The organism is Clostridium sp. UBA2485, from assembly GCF_002341865.1.
GTDB lineage: Bacteria > Bacillota > Clostridia > Clostridiales > Clostridiaceae > Clostridium_J.
The window spans coordinates 20,415-37,962 of sequence record NZ_DDOV01000054.1 but is presented as its reverse complement, the minus strand read 5'-3'; the positions used below and the strand labels follow the sequence as shown (position 1 = coordinate 37,962).

At 30.3% G+C, this 17,548-nt stretch carries 13 protein-coding genes and 1 pseudogene; 3 read left to right on the top strand and 11 right to left on the bottom strand.

The annotated features are described in order from the left end of the window. Window positions 1-43 precede the first annotated feature (43 nt). From B3603_RS11170 to B3603_RS11160, 3 genes are all read right to left on the bottom strand, one after another. The gene (locus B3603_RS11170; protein WP_291564698.1) at window positions 44-1,573 is read right to left on the bottom strand and encodes a glycine betaine uptake BCCT transporter; all 1,530 of its coding nucleotides are present in this window, start codon (window positions 1,571-1,573) and stop codon (window positions 44-46) included. A gap of 358 nt (window positions 1,574-1,931) precedes the next feature. Beyond that, a complete protein-coding gene (gene grdH, locus B3603_RS11165; protein ID WP_291564696.1) occupies window positions 1,932-3,245 on the bottom strand; it encodes a betaine reductase selenoprotein B in 1,314 nt (437 codons plus the stop codon). Between the two features lie 72 nt (window positions 3,246-3,317). Beyond that, a complete protein-coding gene (locus B3603_RS11160; protein ID WP_291564692.1) occupies window positions 3,318-4,643 on the bottom strand; it encodes a glycine/sarcosine/betaine reductase component B subunit in 1,326 nt (441 codons plus the stop codon). A gap of 194 nt (window positions 4,644-4,837) precedes the next feature. Between B3603_RS11160 and B3603_RS11155 the strand changes: the two genes are divergently transcribed. Then, entirely contained in the window at window positions 4,838-5,509 is a 672-nt protein-coding gene (locus B3603_RS11155) for a TetR/AcrR family transcriptional regulator (RefSeq protein WP_291564689.1), read from the top strand. A gap of 92 nt (window positions 5,510-5,601) precedes the next feature. On the opposite strand, the gene B3603_RS11150 is transcribed toward B3603_RS11155, so the two are convergent. The 3 genes and pseudogenes from B3603_RS11150 to B3603_RS11140 form a co-directional block, all read right to left on the bottom strand. Then, on the bottom strand, window positions 5,602-6,186 hold the full coding sequence (locus B3603_RS11150; RefSeq protein ID WP_291564686.1) for a hypothetical protein: 585 nt from the start codon (window positions 6,184-6,186) through the stop codon (window positions 5,602-5,604). A gap of 214 nt (window positions 6,187-6,400) precedes the next feature. Next, window positions 6,401-7,376 (bottom strand): annotated as a pseudogene (locus tag B3603_RS11145) (MerR family transcriptional regulator). A gap of 194 nt (window positions 7,377-7,570) precedes the next feature. Continuing rightward, window positions 7,571-9,127, bottom strand: a complete 1,557-nt coding sequence (locus tag B3603_RS11140; protein ID WP_291564683.1) for an ABC-F family ATP-binding cassette domain-containing protein — start codon at window positions 9,125-9,127, stop codon at window positions 7,571-7,573. A 548-nt stretch (window positions 9,128-9,675) separates the two neighbouring features. Here B3603_RS11140 and B3603_RS11135 point away from each other — a divergent pair. Then, on the top strand, window positions 9,676-10,854 hold the full coding sequence (locus B3603_RS11135) for a class I SAM-dependent rRNA methyltransferase (protein WP_291564680.1): 1,179 nt from the start codon (window positions 9,676-9,678) through the stop codon (window positions 10,852-10,854). A gap of 33 nt (window positions 10,855-10,887) precedes the next feature. Here B3603_RS11135 and B3603_RS11130 read toward each other — a convergent pair whose 3' ends face one another. Next, the gene (locus B3603_RS11130) at window positions 10,888-11,079 is read right to left on the bottom strand and encodes a hypothetical protein (protein ID WP_291564677.1); all 192 of its coding nucleotides are present in this window, start codon (window positions 11,077-11,079) and stop codon (window positions 10,888-10,890) included. Between the two features lie 406 nt (window positions 11,080-11,485). Here B3603_RS11130 and B3603_RS11125 point away from each other — a divergent pair, with 406 nt between their 5' ends. After that, the gene (locus B3603_RS11125) at window positions 11,486-12,706 is read left to right on the top strand and encodes a NupC/NupG family nucleoside CNT transporter (protein WP_291564674.1); all 1,221 of its coding nucleotides are present in this window, start codon (window positions 11,486-11,488) and stop codon (window positions 12,704-12,706) included. Window positions 12,707-13,419: 713 nt separating this feature from the next. On the opposite strand, the gene B3603_RS11120 is transcribed toward B3603_RS11125, so the two are convergent. The 4 genes from B3603_RS11120 to B3603_RS11105 all read right to left on the bottom strand — a co-directional run bounded on the left by B3603_RS11120 (window position 13,420) and on the right by B3603_RS11105 (window position 17,240). Further along, window positions 13,420-14,301, bottom strand: coding sequence for a DMT family transporter (locus tag B3603_RS11120; RefSeq protein ID WP_291564671.1), 882 nt, complete (start codon window positions 14,299-14,301; stop codon window positions 13,420-13,422). Between the two features lie 138 nt (window positions 14,302-14,439). Beyond that, window positions 14,440-15,402, bottom strand: a complete 963-nt coding sequence (locus B3603_RS11115) for a S66 peptidase family protein (RefSeq protein WP_291564666.1) — start codon at window positions 15,400-15,402, stop codon at window positions 14,440-14,442. A 195-nt stretch (window positions 15,403-15,597) separates the two neighbouring features. Beyond that, window positions 15,598-16,305 carry a 2-phosphosulfolactate phosphatase family protein gene (locus B3603_RS11110; RefSeq protein ID WP_291564663.1) on the bottom strand — a complete coding sequence of 236 codons (708 nt, stop codon included), beginning with the start codon at window positions 16,303-16,305 and terminating at the stop codon, window positions 15,598-15,600. Next, window positions 16,302-17,240: a TIGR01212 family radical SAM protein gene (locus tag B3603_RS11105; RefSeq protein WP_291564660.1), complete on the bottom strand. Its 939-nt coding sequence runs from the start codon at window positions 17,238-17,240 to the stop codon at window positions 16,302-16,304. The genes B3603_RS11110 and B3603_RS11105 overlap by 4 nt, the downstream gene beginning before the upstream one ends. Window positions 17,241-17,548 lie beyond the last annotated feature (308 nt).

The window sequence follows — 17,548 nt, the reverse complement described above, 5'->3', positions numbered from 1 at the left end:
AATCATTAAAATAAACATTAGATATTTAATTTTTATAATCTCTTTATATCTTTTCTTCCCTAAAGGCTTTCCATAATGATATGCAAGCTAATAGCATTACTAATATAAAAGGAAAAGCTGCCACTACCGAAGCTGTTTGAAGCGATTTTAATCCTCCGGATAATAATAATGCTACTGCTAACAATGATTGTACTAGTCCCCATAATATTTTTTTAGTATTAGAAGGATTTAAATCTCCCTTTGAAGTCAGCATACCTAAAACAAAGGTAGCTGAATTTGCAGAAGTAATAAAGAAAGTGCAAAGTAACACTATAGTTATTACTGCTATAACTATACCTAATGGGTAATTTTGAACTACAGCAAAGTATGCTGTTTCAGGAACTGCCGCTATCTCTTTAAGTTTATCAAGAGATATTTTGCCTGTAATACCTAGATCAATTCCTAAAGTTCCAAAAATTGAAAACCAAATTAAAGAAGCTATCGTAGGCGCAACTATAACCCCTAGTATAAATTCCCTTATTGTTCTTCCTCTTGAAATTCTAGCTATAAATATTCCTACAAACGGAGCCCATGCTATCCACCATGCCCAATAAAATATTGTCCATCCATTTATCCAGCTATTATCTCCGAAAGCCTCTAAATGTAAACTATCTTGTATAAAGTTTCCAATATAAGCTCCTGTTCCACTTGTTAATGAATTTATCATTTTAATCGAAGGTCCAATTAAAAAGCATAATATTAATATGCCAAAGGCAAGTATTAAGTTTAAATTTGATATTGCACTTATCCCTTTTTCTATGCCCTTAACTGCTGTATATATAAATATTATTGTAATAACTGCAATTATAATCAATTGAACTAAGTTAGTTGTAGGTATGTCAAACATATAGTTAAGTCCACTATTTATTTGTAATGTACCTAGTCCTAGAGAAGTAGCTACCCCTGCTACTGTAGCAAATACTGCTAATATATCTATTGTTTTCCCTATAGGTCCATTTACTCTTTTTTCTCCGAGCAATGGAATAAATATGCTACTTATAAGCCCAGGCTTACCTTTTCTAAATTGAAAATAAGCAAGTGCAAGTCCTATTATGCTATAATTTGCCCAAGGATGAAATCCCCAATGCATTAAAGATGATTTCATAGCGAAATTTGCTGCCTCTATTGAACCTGCTTCAATTCCTGATGGCGGTGATACAAAATGAGAAAGTGGCTCCCCTATTCCCCAGAACACAAGACCAATTCCCATACCAGCTCCAAAGAGCATTGCAAACCATGCTGTAGTACTATAATCCGGTTTAGAATCCTCTGGACCAAGTTTAATCTTACCATACTTACTGAATGCTACTACAATAGCAAAAATAACAAATACAAGCATTGAACTAAGGTATGCCCATCCGAACTTTTCTGTTAAAAAAGCAAATAAGTTGTTAGACATATTTGAGAAATTTTCTTGAGCTAATATTCCCCAAAGTACAATAGCAAAAGTGATGATTAAAGATATAATAAAAACTTCATCAGTCTTTGATTTTGGTGATAATTTATTATTTACTGATGGCTCAATATTTTTCATAAATAGCCCCCCAAATATTTATTTTATATGAGGCTGACATTATAGGTATCCAATGTGAAAATTTAAAATATACTCTAGAAAATAAATTTCCTGTAAAGATAGCTAATCCCTTAAAAATTAAGTATTAATAATTAAGAATGAAGAATTTAGGATGAAATTCACTTTAGTGAATTTCTAAAACACAATCTATTCCCGAAAACTCCAAAGGCTTTTACGGTGGAGTTTTAACCATAATTCTTCATCTTTAATTCTTAATTTTTAATTCACGGAAAAGATTTCTTGCTATGAAACTTAAAATCGTATATAAATTAACTTTCTATTAAGGAATCCTATAATATTGTCAGCCTTCAAATTCTTATTACATTTTCACCTTAAATACTGTTTGTTCTTTAATATCTTCGGTTAATGCATCTAATGCAACACCTACTCTGTAATATCTTAATCTCCACTGTTCTTCTTTAGTAGTAGCTGGATCTCCTAATGGGTATGGTATGGATATTGTAGGAACTATTTTGTTTGCTCCTGCGGTTTTAGCTACTGGTATTAAATTAGCCATCTGGACTATTGGGAATCCTTCTTTTTCTATTTCTTTTACCATCGTTGCACCACAACGCGTACAAGTTCCTCACGTAGAAACCATTATAACTCCTTCTACTTTATCTGCTCTAAGGTATTCAACTATCTCTCTGGCCATTCTTGCTGCTTCTGCTTGAGTTGTACCGGTTCCAACAGTTGAATAGAAATAATCATGAAGATATCCAAACTTACCTTCTTTTTCATATTGTCTTAATACATCTAATGGAAGAATTACATTAGGATCATTATCCGCTGCTGCTGGGTCAAATCCTGCGTGTATTGTCTTATATACTCCACCTTCTAGGCAGTTCATATCTTTAATATTATATCTTCCCCATCTAGTTGCAGATGCAGATTGAATTCTGTCTGGATTATCAACAGGTACAATTCCTCCTGTTGTCATGATTGCAATTTTAGCCTTAGATAATTCTTTGATTGGAGTAGCTATCGGTACTCTATCCGCTTTTGGTATTGGAAGCTCTGTAATGAATTCTTCTCCTCTTAACTTTTTTATAAGCATTTCTACTGCTCTATCAGCACCTGTTTTTCTGTCTTCTCTCCATACTTGATGTCTTATTCCTCTTGGATAATATCCTTCCTTATCAGCGCCTAAATTTTCTTCACCTTTTAATAACTTATTACCAAACTTAGCCATAGCCTTTATATCTGCTCTCATTTTCGCTGCACTATGCCCACCTCTGAATATATACATTTCCTTTTTAAACATCTCAACACCTGGATTTTCAATATGCATTGATGTTATAACAGGTACATTGAATTTATCTTTTACTGCTCTGCATATCTCTCCACAGGCAACTCCATATCTTCCTGCTTGAAAAGCTGGACCTGCAAAAAACATATCGAAATCTATATTTTCAAGTTCTGATAAAATAATATCTATTGCTTCTTCTGTATTAGAGCCCATAAAGTTATCTCCACAAATTATTGTATGTGTAACTTCTGCCTCTTCTAAATTCTTATTTAATTCTATAGCTGGTCCTACCAACTCATTTTTTATAACTGGTTTAAAATCAGCTTTATCCTCTCCTCCAATTTGGCCAAAGAACTGATTTATATATAAAATCACTTTTTTCATATAATTTATCCCCCTAAAATTTATTGAAGATTATCTTTGATTACTATAATTATTGATTCTTCTTATTAAAAACTAAAAATCTATCACTGTTTTTGGTGACCATCCACAAACTTGATCTCCACAGAACATAGCATTATTTTCCATTATAATTGAACCATCTTCTCTAACTGATGGCCCTAAAATTTCATCATTAGACCATCCACCTGAAAGTCCATCTCTTCCTAATGCTTCAAGCTCTCCTAATACAATCTCCATAGGTGGAAGTTCTATAAGTTCAGAAACATTACCACAAGATACAATTGCATTTTCCTTTTCATCCATAGATACTAGCGGTTGTGATTGACCATCTCTACCAGTACATTCATTTGTTAATCCTACAACTTTAACCCCTGCATCTTCTAACGCAACTATACAAGCTGTAAAATCTGCATCAGGATTTCCATATCCTTCTTCAGCAACTATAGCGCCATCCGCTCCTAAGTTTTTTGCCATTTGAGATACAAATAAAGCTGCTCTATTTTTTTGCTCTAATGCTACATTAAGATTGGACATTATTACCCCTAAAAAGTTAAGTGTCTTACCATGCTCCTTATATAACCTCTTAATAGTTGGATTATTCTGAAATTCATAAGTAGCCCATTTAGAAGAACAAGGCATAAAGCTTCCTGATACTACTGCTCCATCTAATATTTCATTAGGATGCATGAAAGTAGGTACCATTCTATTCATATCCCAACCATAAAGCAAATCATTATATCCTAACTCCTCCATTTGAGATTGGGGCTGCATTACGAATACCATACTAGGAAGTTTGCTTATATCTTCACTTCTCTTTGTAACAGGTTCAAGTTCATATACTTCCACCTCTTCTGGTTCTTGATTTTTTACGCACTGAGCTATAAATTCAGCAAGTTTATGACCAGCTTCTCTTAATGCCCTATTCTTTTTTTGTTGCTCTCTTTTTTCAAATTCCTCATTAGTGTCCGCAACTAATACTATATTTTTAAGCTGAGAGTAATAGGTATACTTAGCGCCTTCCCCACTCATATCTATTAATCCATCTTGAAATCCACCCCAATGTTTTCCCACTACAAGTAAGCTACAATCTTTAAGTGCATGAGTTCTTCCCTCTCCAGCTTTAATAAGTTCTCCTGTATATCCAGGGAATAAAGGATTTCCATTTAATTTAACTCTTGGTTCAATAGCTTCTTTAACAGGAACAAGTCTTACCTTGTCTCCTGGTTTTACAATATATAATTCTGCTTCTATAATACGTTCATCTTGTTTAACAAAGTTTAGTGTTTCTTCTTTGTTTATTGTCAATAGTCCATCCTTAAACTCTGTATTATCTCCAAAAACAATATCTCGTACATGGAAATTTCCTATTTCTAATTTCATAAACCCACCTCATTTTTATAATTTTCTAAATATTCTATATAATTAAATAATATTCTGTTTATCAAATTGTGTAGACCGGTTTATAAACATGTTTACAAATTGTTAAACACCTACCTATTACTTTTTCAAATATTAATATTTCTTTATTTATGATATAATAGTAAATTATGGATGTACATTTAAGGAGAATACAAATGGCAAAAACTGCTTTAGAAAAAAAACAAGTTATGATTTCTTTTATAGATGCTGCCTCACAAATTATGGATAGTGAAGGTATTGAAAGTATCACAGCAAGGAGAGTGGCTAATTTAGCTGGTCATAATGTTGCTATAATTTACAGGTATTTTAATAATCTAGATCATCTTATATTTTTTGTCTGTGTAAAATACTACAATAAATATGTTCATGATCTATATAACTATGTAAATATAAATGATAATACTATAAAAATTTACTATAATATTTGGAAGTGTTTTTGTGTTCATTCCTTCAATAATCCACAAATATTTAAAGCTATGTTCTTAAATAACATAAACCAATCTTTTACTCAGGCTATAAATAATTATTATGAATTATTTCCTGAAGAATTAGAAAGTCTACCTAATGAATTATCTCATATGCTCGATAAGGAAAATATACATGATAGAGATAAGGCGGTATTATTAAAGGCAGCAGAAGACAATTACATAGATGAAAAAGACTTAAATGAAATAAGTGAAGTAATCATTATTTTTTATGAAGGTATACTTACAAGACTTATAAGTGATTATCATAAATATACTAGAGAAGATGCTCTAAATTTAACTTTCAAATTTATTAGGCAAATATTGAAATCTTATTGTTTAAAAGATATAAATTTAAATTAGCAAATTTTTTTAAATAAAGATAGAAAAAGTCTATAACATATATTTCGTTATAGACTTTCTTATATACTATTTTAATTATTCTATTATCTCTTTTAATAGCTTAAATGTTTATTATTCTTCCAAAAATAAATTATTCTTGGACCCTTTGAAACTCTATCTCCTGTCCTTGGAATCTTAATTACCTTTTTGGGATTTACATTTAATGTCCATTCCGAGATTATTTTTTCATCGATCATATGGTGCTCCGGATAATTTGCATTATCTTTAGGACAATCCCACATATAAGGGAAACTTAATATAGCTGCTTTTGAAGTTCTCATAACTTCCTCAAATGCCTCCTTTTGTTTTCCCTCTAAATACTCCCAAACTTGTAATGCAATAAACAAATCGTAGGTTCTATCTTCTATTGGCCAGGGTACAACTGTGGCATCATTTTTAAATTCTTTATTTATATACTTCTCAGGTCTACCCCATACATCAATCTCTGGCTTAACCATAATATCACAATTCTTCACAATTGTTTGAAATGCAGGTCCCAACTCTAAGACTTTCTCAAATTCATTCTCTTGCTTTATAATATTTATTACTTCACTAAAATAAGTCCATCTTCCCTCATAATATTTAGACAAAGAACTTTTAAGTAAATTATTAAAATCCTCTTTGTTCATTAAGTCCACTCGTTATTCCCCCTTTTTATCCATACCTCAATAAATTCTTTTTATAAAATATACTATTTTTCTTAATTTTACCATTAATATGAAACATATTAAATATAAAAACAAAAGAGCTAAAACTAGCTCTCAATATTAAATATTATTATACAATTTTTGTTATCCAATAAAGAGTACATAGGTTGTGTGATTTTTACTATAAAATTACATTCCTCACTCTTCATATCTTATTGCCATTTTTATTACGATTAGCAACTATAACCCCTACAAGTGGATGTACCTTATGTACTTCAATAGTAAAATCAAAGTTCAAAAAGCAGTTCATTAGTTCTTCAATACTTGAAGGAAAATCTACTTCTGGTCCATATCCTACTAAAGCAAACTCTTCTCTATGATCATTAGGATTTTCAAAAAACATTAAGTCACCTATGATAATACTTTGTAGCTCTTCTCCTCCTATATTTATCATATTTTCTATAGCTTTCTGCTTATACTCTGTAGTTAAATGATGCAATGCATAATTTGATATAATTTTTGTAATATGCTTTCTTCGTAAATCTACATTTAAGTTAGGTTCTTCAAAGCTTCCTATATAGAGCTCAATATTATTTATTCCTTCATTTTCTACATTTTCTTTGGCTTGTTTAAGCATCCCTTCACTAATATCTAACCCAATTGCTGATTTCACATTTTTAGATAATTCTATAAGCTGCTTACCAGTGCCACACCCCAAGTCTAATATTACATCATTCACGTCAGGTTTAACTAATTCATTTATTAATTCTGCAGTTTTTGCTCTCCAATAATAACTATCAGTAATATACTGTTTGCATGCATTATTAAACCTTTGTTTTGCTTTTATTTCCATGATTGCTTTGTATTTTTCCTTTTGCTTTATTTAGTGCAGTAATAACTGTTTCAATGTGCTTTTTCTTTTCTTCCAGTGCTTTTGTCTGAACATCAATTATACTTCCTATATCCTGTCCCTTTTCACTTAAAAGATGTTTTATTTCTTCAAGAGACAATCCAACAAATTTTAATGTAGTAATTTGCTGCAGTTTTGTAAAATCATCATCACAATAAATTCTATATCCTGCATCTGTCTTTCTAGAAGGCTTTAACAACCCAATCTTATCATAATGCAGTAATGTCTTCACAGTTACCCCTGACCTCTTAGCGAACTCACTAATTTTCAAGAATATCCCCCCTTTAATACTATTCTAAATTCTAACCCTGGGTTAGAGTCAACATAAAAGGTAAATTACAATTAGAGGTTAAGTAATATAAAAATGGACAGCTTTTCTCCACTCTCTAAAATCAGCATATAGTAAGAAAATAGCCTAAACATCACTGTCTAAGCTATTTATATTAACTGTTAAATATGCTGTCATTAAACGATTTTAGTTGTCCATTCCTCACAATTCCATACCTCTGTTACTATATCTCTATAGAATTCTGGCTCGTGGCAAACTATAAGTATTGAACCCTTATATTCTTTTAATGATCTTTTTAATTCTTCTTTTGCGTCTACATCTAAGTGATTAGTAGGCTCATCTAGGATAAGTATATTCGTCTCATTGTTTATAAGCTTTGCAAGTCTTACCTTTGCAGCTTCCCCTCCTGAAAGTACCATTACCATGCTCTCAATATGCTTTGTGGTCAATCCACACTTAGCAAGTGCTGCACGTACCTCATATTGGGTATAACTAGGAAATTCTTTCCAAAATTCTTCTATACAGGTATTCGTATTTCCTTCTCTGCTCTCTTGTTCAAAGTATCCTATATATTGATAATCTCCAAGCTCTACCTCTCCACTTAGTGGTTTAATATCTCCCATAAGACTCTTTAAAAGAGTAGTTTTTCCAAGTCCATTAGAACCCACAAGGGCTATTTTTTGCCCTCTTTCCATGTAAAGATTTAATGGTTTTGTAAGAGCACTATCATATCCTATAACTAAATCCTTAGTTTCAAAGATCATTTTTCCTGATGCTCTTGCTGGTTTAAAATTAAAAGTTGGCTTTGGCTTCTCTTTTACAAGTTCTATTTTTTCCATTTTATCTAGTTTCTTTTGTCTAGATTTAGCCATGTTGGCAGTAGCCACATTTGCCTTATTTCTTGCAACAAAATCCTCAAGCCTTGCAATTTCTGCTTGTTGTCTTTCAAAAGCCTGCTCTAATTGCTTTTTCTTTGCCTCATAAATTCTTTGGAATTCATCGTAGTCACCAACATATCTTGATAATTCTTTATTTTCCACATGATAAATAAGGTTAATTACTGAGTTTAAAAATGGTATATCGTGAGATATCAGTATAAATGCATTTTCATAATTTTGTAGATATCTTTTTAACCATTCAATATGAGCTTCATCTAGATGGTTAGTAGGCTCATCAAGAAGTAATATATCTGGACATTCAAGTAATAATTTTGCAAGTAAAACCTTTGTCCTTTGACCACCACTTAACTCAGCCACATCTTTATCAAGTCCTATATCTAAAAGTCCTAATCCCTTAGATACTTCTTCCACCTTGCCATCTATAATATAAAATCCATTATGATCTAACATATCTTGAATTACAGCTGTTCTCTCCAACATTTTTTCAAGTTCTTCTGGAGACACGTCTCCCATTCTCCCATAAAGTTCGTTCATTTCTGCTTCTGCATCAAAAAGATATTTAAAAGCACCTCTTAATACATTCCTTATGCTTATTCCCTTTTCCAAAACTGCATGTTGATCCATATATCCAACTCTAACATTGTTAGACCATATAACTTGACCTTCATCTGGCATCAATTTACCTGTAATTATATTCATAAAGGTAGACTTACCTTCTCCATTTGCTCCTATAAGACCTATATGTTCCCCTTTTAAAAGTCTAAAAGAAACATTTTCAAATATAGCTCTATCACCAAAACCATGACTAATATTTTTAACCGTAAGTATGCTCATTTTATCTCTCCTTAAAATTCAATATAGGCACAGTTTATAGTTTAAAATATAAACCTATATGATGTCAAAAGAAAAAATAATCCTTTATGGCTAAAAATTGAATATGTGCATACTCATTAAAATTTAGGCTATAAACCATCATAGCTACTTTCTTCAACTCTCAATTACACAACATTATCTTTCATCCCTTGCTCCTATATGAAAACTACAAGATTTAAATAAAATTAAAGTAACCACAAAATTTAAATCTATAGGCACTTTTCGTATATCTCCCTAGGGTGCAGAATGATATAGCGCAATATCTATATCATTAAATAATATTTTAATTACATTGCTTATCTCCATAAATATTAGTACAAGTTTATTAGTTCTTGCTCCAAACCATACTGCACCTCAGGGGAACCCTAAAGGGTTTCACTACTGTTCCCCAGAGGTGGGAAGGCTTAATTGTGAACTGTGAATTGTGAATTGTGAATTAAATCTGGAGGTTATATAAAAATTTACACTGTGATATACTACTAACATCTTATTTTTTAGGAGGACAAAAGATGAACTGTAAATTTTATTTGGATAAAGGTCGTGGAAAAAGGACCTTAAGTGGCCATCCATGGATCTTTGCTACAGAGATAAATGGCTATGATGGAGAATATACTAATGGAGATATTGTTGAGGTTTATACTTCTGATAATACTTTTATAGGAAAAGGATACATAAATGATGCCTCTCAAATAGCTATAAGAATAATGACTAGAGATATAAATGAGGAAATAGATAAAGATTTTTTTAGAAGAAAATTAAGAGATGCCTGGGAATATAGAAAAAAGGTTGTAGATACATCTTCTTGCAGGTTTATTTTTGGAGAAGCTGATTTTATGCCTGGAATAGTCATAGATAAATTTGAAGATATCTATGTAATTCAATCCTTAGCACTAGGAATTGATAAATATAAACAAACTATTGTAGATATATTAGTTGAAGAATATAATGCAAGAGGAGTTTATGAGAGAAGTGATGCTGCTGTTAGGTTAAAAGAAGGCATGGAGCAAACTAAAGGATTTTTAAGTGGAACTTTTGATACTATGATAACCATTGAAGAAAATGGTGTTAAATATTATGTGGACATAGAAAATGGTCAAAAGACAGGATTCTTTTTAGACCAAAAAGAAAATAGAAAAGCAATACATAAAATTTGTAAAAACTCAGAAGTTATAGACGTATTTACTCATACAGGTTCTTTTGCATTAAATGCTGGAATTGCTGGTGCTAAAAGTGTTTTAGGTATAGATATATCTCAACATGCAGTAGATTTTTGCAGAAAGAATTCAGAGCTTAACGATTTACAGGATATAGTTAAATTTGAATGTCATGATGCCTTTGACATATTAAAAGAGTTTAACTACGAAGGAAGAGAATTCGATGTTGTAATATTAGATCCCCCTGCTTTTACAAAAGCAAGAGAAACTATAAAGAATGCTAAAAAGGGTTATAAAAAAATAAATTACAGAGGAATAAAATTAGTAAGAAAGGGTGGTTACCTTGTAACAGCTTCTTGCTCACACTTTATGAGCCCAGAACTATTTAAAGAAGCTATATATGAAGCAGCAAAAGATGCTGGTAGAATGCTTAGACAAGTAGAATTTAAAACTCAAGCACCAGATCATCCAATACTATGGACAGATAATGAAGAGTCTTACTATTTAAAATTCTTTATATTTCAAGTTATATAGCAAAACCGTGACTAAATGTCACGGTTTTTAATATTATTTTCTATCATCTATTTTAGCTGATGTATGATCTTTAAGATTATAATAGTTTGGTATTTCATTAGAAAATTCTGAAGAAAACTCATTATGTCTATTATGTCCACTATTATTTTGTGATTCTATATATCCTTGTTCTTTTCCTAAATTAAAAGCTCTTTCTAAATCTTCTTGAGTAAAAATTTTTTTCATATTTAACACCTCTTAACTTCTGAATATTAATTAAAAATAGCTTTCCTAAAAATTATCTTTAATATACATTGCGTTCTCTTCTAAAAATATTTACTCTTTTAAAATATTTAATATAAATTTTATTAACATTATAAAACTTCTCAAAATATTAGAAGTTTTAATAAAAATAAATTTATAACTTTTTACAAAACATTCCTATCTTATTTATTTTCAAACAATAAACATATTTAAGCTCTTTATTTATGCGGTTCTTTTCTATACTTATTTCTAGATGACAAACATTATCATTTAAAATGAATAAAATGTTTTGTTGAAAATTGTCGAATTTTATTCTATATTATTTAATGGACTTTACAAGTACATCTATGTTCTGAGTCTAAAAATTTATATATACGGAGAATGTATTATGGATAGAATTATAGGAATTTTTGGTTTAGCTATTTTTATCTTAATAGCATATTTATTTTCTACTAATAGAAAAAAAGTTGATTGGAAGCTTGTTACTATTGGAGTAGTTCTTCAAGTAATATTTGCACTATTAGTACTTAAAGTACCTTTAGGACAAAAGTTTTTCCAGTTTGCTAGTAATATAATTGATAAATTATTGCAATTTACTACTGAAGGTACAGCTTTTGTATTTGGAGATTTAGTAAACGTAAATAAAATAGGATTTATATTTGCATTGCAAGTACTACCTACTATAATTTTCTTTTCAGCACTTATGAGTGTACTTTATCATTTAGGTGTTATGCAGTTCTTTATTTCAATTATATCTAAGGGACTTGCAAAAATTTTAGGAACTAGTGGAGCAGAAACATTATCCGCTGTAACTAATATATTTGTAAGTCAAAATGAGGCACCTCTTATTATAAAACCTTACATAGGCAAAATGACTAAATCTGAGTTATATTCAGTTATGGTTGGTGGTATGGCTACCGTTGCTGGTAGTGTTATGGCTGGTTATGTAGCTATGGGTGTTAGTGCTGGTCATTTACTTGCAGCTAGTGTTATGTCTGCACCAGCAAGTTTAGTTATAGCAAAAATTATGATTCCTGAAACGGAAGAACCATTAACTAAAAACTCAATTGAATTGAAGAATGAAAAAACTGCTACCAATATAATTGAGGCAGCAGCCAATGGAGCTATAGATGGTATTCAAATTGCTTTTAATGTAGGTGGATTATTAATAGCTTTTATAGCTTTAATAGCTTTATTAAACTTTCTTTTAGGATGGCTAGGTGGATTAGTTGGTGCTGACTACTTTAGCTTAAGTTGGATTTTTGGTAAACTTTTTTCACCTGTTGCATACATAATGGGTATTCCGACAAAAGACATAGCAGTAGCAGGAGATCTTCTTGGACAGAAAGTTGTATTAAATGAATTTGTTGCTTATGCTAATCTTTCACCACTAATTTCTAGTGGTCAATTAACTGAAAAAACAATAGTAATATTAACTTATGCACTTTGTGGATTTGCTAACTTTAGTTCTATAGCAGTTCAAATAGCTTCTATAGGTGGAGTTGCGCCTGAAAAACGTAGAGATGTTGCAAAGCTAGGACTAAAAGCAGTTTTAGGAGGCTCTCTAGCAGCCTTCATGACTGCTGCTATTGCAGGTGTATTGCTATAATCTTTATAAAGAATAAAATACATTAGTAATTTAAAATAGAGATATGCTGTATTTAATATTAAATACAGCATATCTCTATTTCAAGAAAACATACTTTCTATCTTTAACTAGTTATTTTGGTTTATGTACTTAACACTCATATTTACAATTATTTTAGAATTAGATATGAAATGTTCTTCAATTTCTCATTAATTATATATTTCGACATGTATTAAAGGCATTTATGGGCTTATTTGTAAGAATAAATTTATTTACTTTTAGTACTATTAATGCAATAATATACATATAGTAAATATTTGGAAGTAAAAGAGGTGATTTTTTGAAAAAACTATCCACCTTTAGACTTATTCAAATTTTTATATTTTTCCCCCTTTTAATTGTACTGGCAACTTATAATATGAGCGAAAAAGAGCAAATAACATTTATCTCCCTTTTTACCCTCTATACAGTAATATATGAGATCTTACTCCTTAGGAAAAGACATAGCAAAGCCCCAAAATAAACTTAATTAGTTTTGGGGCTTATTTATACAATTGAAAATTGACTATTGACAATTGACAATTATTGATACTTCTCTTTTATANNAAGAAATTAATTTGTAAAATTAATTTTAACCATAATTGTCAATTTTCCATTCTCAATTCTCCATTGATTAACTTCCCCAGAGGTGGAAAAATAGTGGTACATTGATAGTAAAAAATTAGCTAAAGAAATTACTTATAAACAGATTGGGGTTGACTCTTCTTCTTAAAATCTAGCTCAGCAATTAGAACACTAAGCAATAAAATTACTGCACCTACATATCCCTTTTTAGTAAGAATTTCTCCTAAAAACACATAGGCAAATACAGCTGAAAAAACTGGTTCCAATGATAGAATAAGTCCAGTATGAGTTGCACTTGTATATTGTTGCGCAGTTGTTTGTACAATATAACCAACTGCCGTACAGAGAATACTTAGCGATAATACCACAAACCATGATGTAGTATTGCTAGGAAGCTTCACAGTCTCTATTAACATTGAAAATACAACGCTAAAGATACCAACAAAACCAAGCTGCAAAACTCCAAGAGCAATTGAATCAACTTTCTGAGTAAAAATACTAGTTACAACAATATGTGTTGCAAATAATAGTGCGCATAATATACAAAGAATATCTCCACTACTTAATCTCAGTTCAGTATTTAATGTCAATAATGCAATTCCAATTAAGGCTAAACATACCCCACCAATAACTTTCTTGTCAATTTTTTGCTTTAAAAATATAAAAGAAATTACTGGTATTAAAACTACAGAAAGGCTAATTAAAAATCCAGCATTTGAAGCTGAAATATATTTTAAACCAAATGTCATTGAAATAAAAACACCAAATAAAATTATTGATAAGATCAAAGCATATTTTATTGTTCTTACATCTGTTTTAAAAACCTGTTTTTTAAACACAATAGCAGATATGCCAAAAGCAATAATAAACCGTAATGCTATTAAATTAAATGGCTCAAAAGTTTCAAGCCCGATTTTAGTAAGAATATATGATGCTCCCCAAAAAATTGTAATCATTAACAGCATAAAATCTGCTTTTGCTTTTCTATTCATAGCCCTTCCCCCTATATAATACAATTAATATTACTTTAAATATTATTAATTCTCTTTAAGTCCTAGCAATATCTCCATTATTTTTTAAATTTTCTGACATTATCTCCTAAGCTTTCTATCTACAAATATAGATTCCCATCAATCTGCATTTCCAGATTCAGTGAATACAATCTGTTTTTTATCTGCATCTATAATAACTTTTGTTCCAAATGCTAGTGTAGCTTGAGGATTGTTATGACCTGCTCTAAAATTTGTAATTATTGGTTTTTTATATGGAAGTAAGATTTCCTTAAAAGTTTCTTCTAAAGCTAAATTGCTATTGTAGTATCCTTTATTTTCTAAATTGCAATTTGTCCATGTTCCCAGTATTATACCACTACACTCATCAAATTTACCTGCAAGAGATAGTGAGATTAACATCCTACCAATATTGAGTACATCTTCTTTAGTATCTTCTATAAATAATATTTTTCCTCTTGTATCAATTTCATAATCAGAACCTAAAGTCCTCGCTAGTAGTGATAAATTACCTCCTATAAGTTCTCCTTCAGCTTTACCTCCAAACAACGAACCAATAATTTCTCCTAGAGGATTTTCCATCAAACCTGGTGCCTCATTTGTAAACAGATTCTTCTTGATACTGTCAAAAGTATAGGGCTCAAATTTAAATTTGTTACCTTTCTTTTTATATATGTTTGAAGATGCCATAGGCCCGTGATAAGTAACCATCCTGCATATTTTATTAAATGCTATATGCAACGCTGTAATATCACTATACCCTAGAAAAACCTTAGGGTTTTCCTTTATCAGATCATAGTTAAGTAGTTTAAGTATATGTTGTATGCCATATCCGGCTTTTAAGCAAATGATTCCTTTAATATTTCTATCCTGAAAAGCATCATTAATATCTTTCGCTTTTAAATAATCAGATATTGGTAAATCTCTTTGTGTTGTGTAACAACTAGGATACATAACTGGTTCAAGTCCCATTGCTTTTATCATTTTTTCCCCTTTTTTAACAACTTCCTTTGTTGCTGGTGAGGATGGTGCAATAATTGCTACCCTGTCTCCTACGTTTAATTTCTTTGGCTTAATAATCATAAATTACCTCCACTATCACGTAAGATTTTATTATTTAAGAAAAATTCTTTTTCTAATTACTACTAAAGGTTTTCAGAACTTCTCCTCATAGTAGCTTTCCAATATGTAAAAACCTCAAGAGAACAGTAGTATGATTCTACAAGGGTTCCCCTGAGGTGTATAACTTAATTCGTCTCCAATTTTCTTTCAGATGCCTTATATATTTATTCTACCATCTCTATATTCTGGTACTATGTCAACTACATCCTTAGAAAGGCAATATTTCAAATCTTCTTCTAAACCTAGTTCTAATATTCTTTTGTAGTGAGAAGCATTTTTTACAAAGGAAAATATATCTTCATTATTGTTATATATATAATTGGAAGTTACCGCTATATCTGTAAGTTCTATCTCTGCTTCTTTTCTAATTAAATTTATTATATATCCACTAGTAATAAAATCATCTATGGAGAACTCCCCATATGTACCTGCATTTACAAATACTACATCTTTATTTAATTCTATTAGTTTTTTTGCAACAGCTTTTCCATTTATCATAGAAGCTATGAAGATTCTACTTGCCCCTTTTGAATTTTTTATAGCCCTTGTACCATTAGTTGTAGTCATAACTAATGTTTTACCTTGAATATTTTCTCTTGTATAATCTAATGGAGAATTAGAATAATCAAATCCCTCTATTTTAAGGGCATTTCGTTCTCCACCTAATACATATTTTTCCCTATCTTCCTTAACAACTTCCCTAGCTTCTTCTACATGAGATACAGGTATAACTTCTTTACACCCATTATTTAAGGCTGTGACCATCACTGAAGTAGCTCTAAGAACATCTATAACCACAACAACTTTATCTTTAATTTTTTCTTCTTTAATGTCACTAGCAGAAATTATTATATCGACTTTCATAAAATCTCCCCCTTAAAATTCACACCCTGATATAGATTTTCATCTTCTAACTTTTTATCGATAGCATTTAAAACTTCCCATTTCTTTAGACTCCACATAGGTCCTATTAATAGATCTCTAGGTGCATCACCGGTTAATCTATGTATTACCATACTTTCAGGAAGTAATGCTATAGACTCACCTATTAAATCTATATATTCTTTCATCTCCATAAGCTTTAAATCTCCACTTTTATAAAATTTTTCTAAAGGAGTATTTTTCATAAGATGAAGAAGATGTATTTTTATTCCTTGAATATCACTATGTGCTACATAGTTTATCGTGTTTATCATATCTATCTTACTTTCAGTAGGTAATCCAAAAATTACATGTGTTACTACATCAATATTTCTTTTTCTTAAACTTCTAACCCCTTCTTCAAAGACTGAAAGTTCATAACCTCTATTAATAAGCCTTGCAGTTTCATCCTTTGAGGTTTGAAGTCCTAATTCTACCCATGTATAAACTTTATTTGAGTACTCTTCAATTAAGTCTAGAACTTCTTCACTTAAACAATCAGGTCTTGTAGCAATAGCTAATGCTACTACATCTTGTTGATTTATTGCTTCTTCATATTTTTCTCTCAAAATATTAATGGATGCATAAGTATTGGTATAAGCTTGAAAATAAGCTATATATTTTCCATCTTTCCACTTTTTATTCATCATCATTCTTATATCTTCAAATTGCTTAGATATAGAAAAGCACCTATCTCCTGCGAAATCGCCTGAACCTCTCTCAGAACAAAATACACATCCACCTTTGCTTATAGTACCATCCCTATTAGGGCAAGAAAAGCCTGCATCTAAAGATATTTTAAACACTTTCTGGCCAAATTTTTCTCTTAAAAAATAATTTAAATTATGATATCTCTTTCCCTTCCAGTTCTTCGTCATATCATATTCCTTTCTAAGCATAATGTTTTATCACTAAAATATATTATTAATAACAATACCTAAATTATAACGCAAAATATATACAAATAGTATTCTTTTAATGTTATAAACACCTTAAGAATATAAAGATTTATAATATTTTATAGTTTTTCTTAGTAGAATCTTAATTTGTAAAATATTTTGATTTCCATAATAAAAATCCTTGTTTATAAATTTAAAACTAAGAACGAGTATAATTTTGTAAGAATTTAACAAATAATATAAAGGATTTTTAACTCATTATATTTAATATAGTACAGGTAAACTTT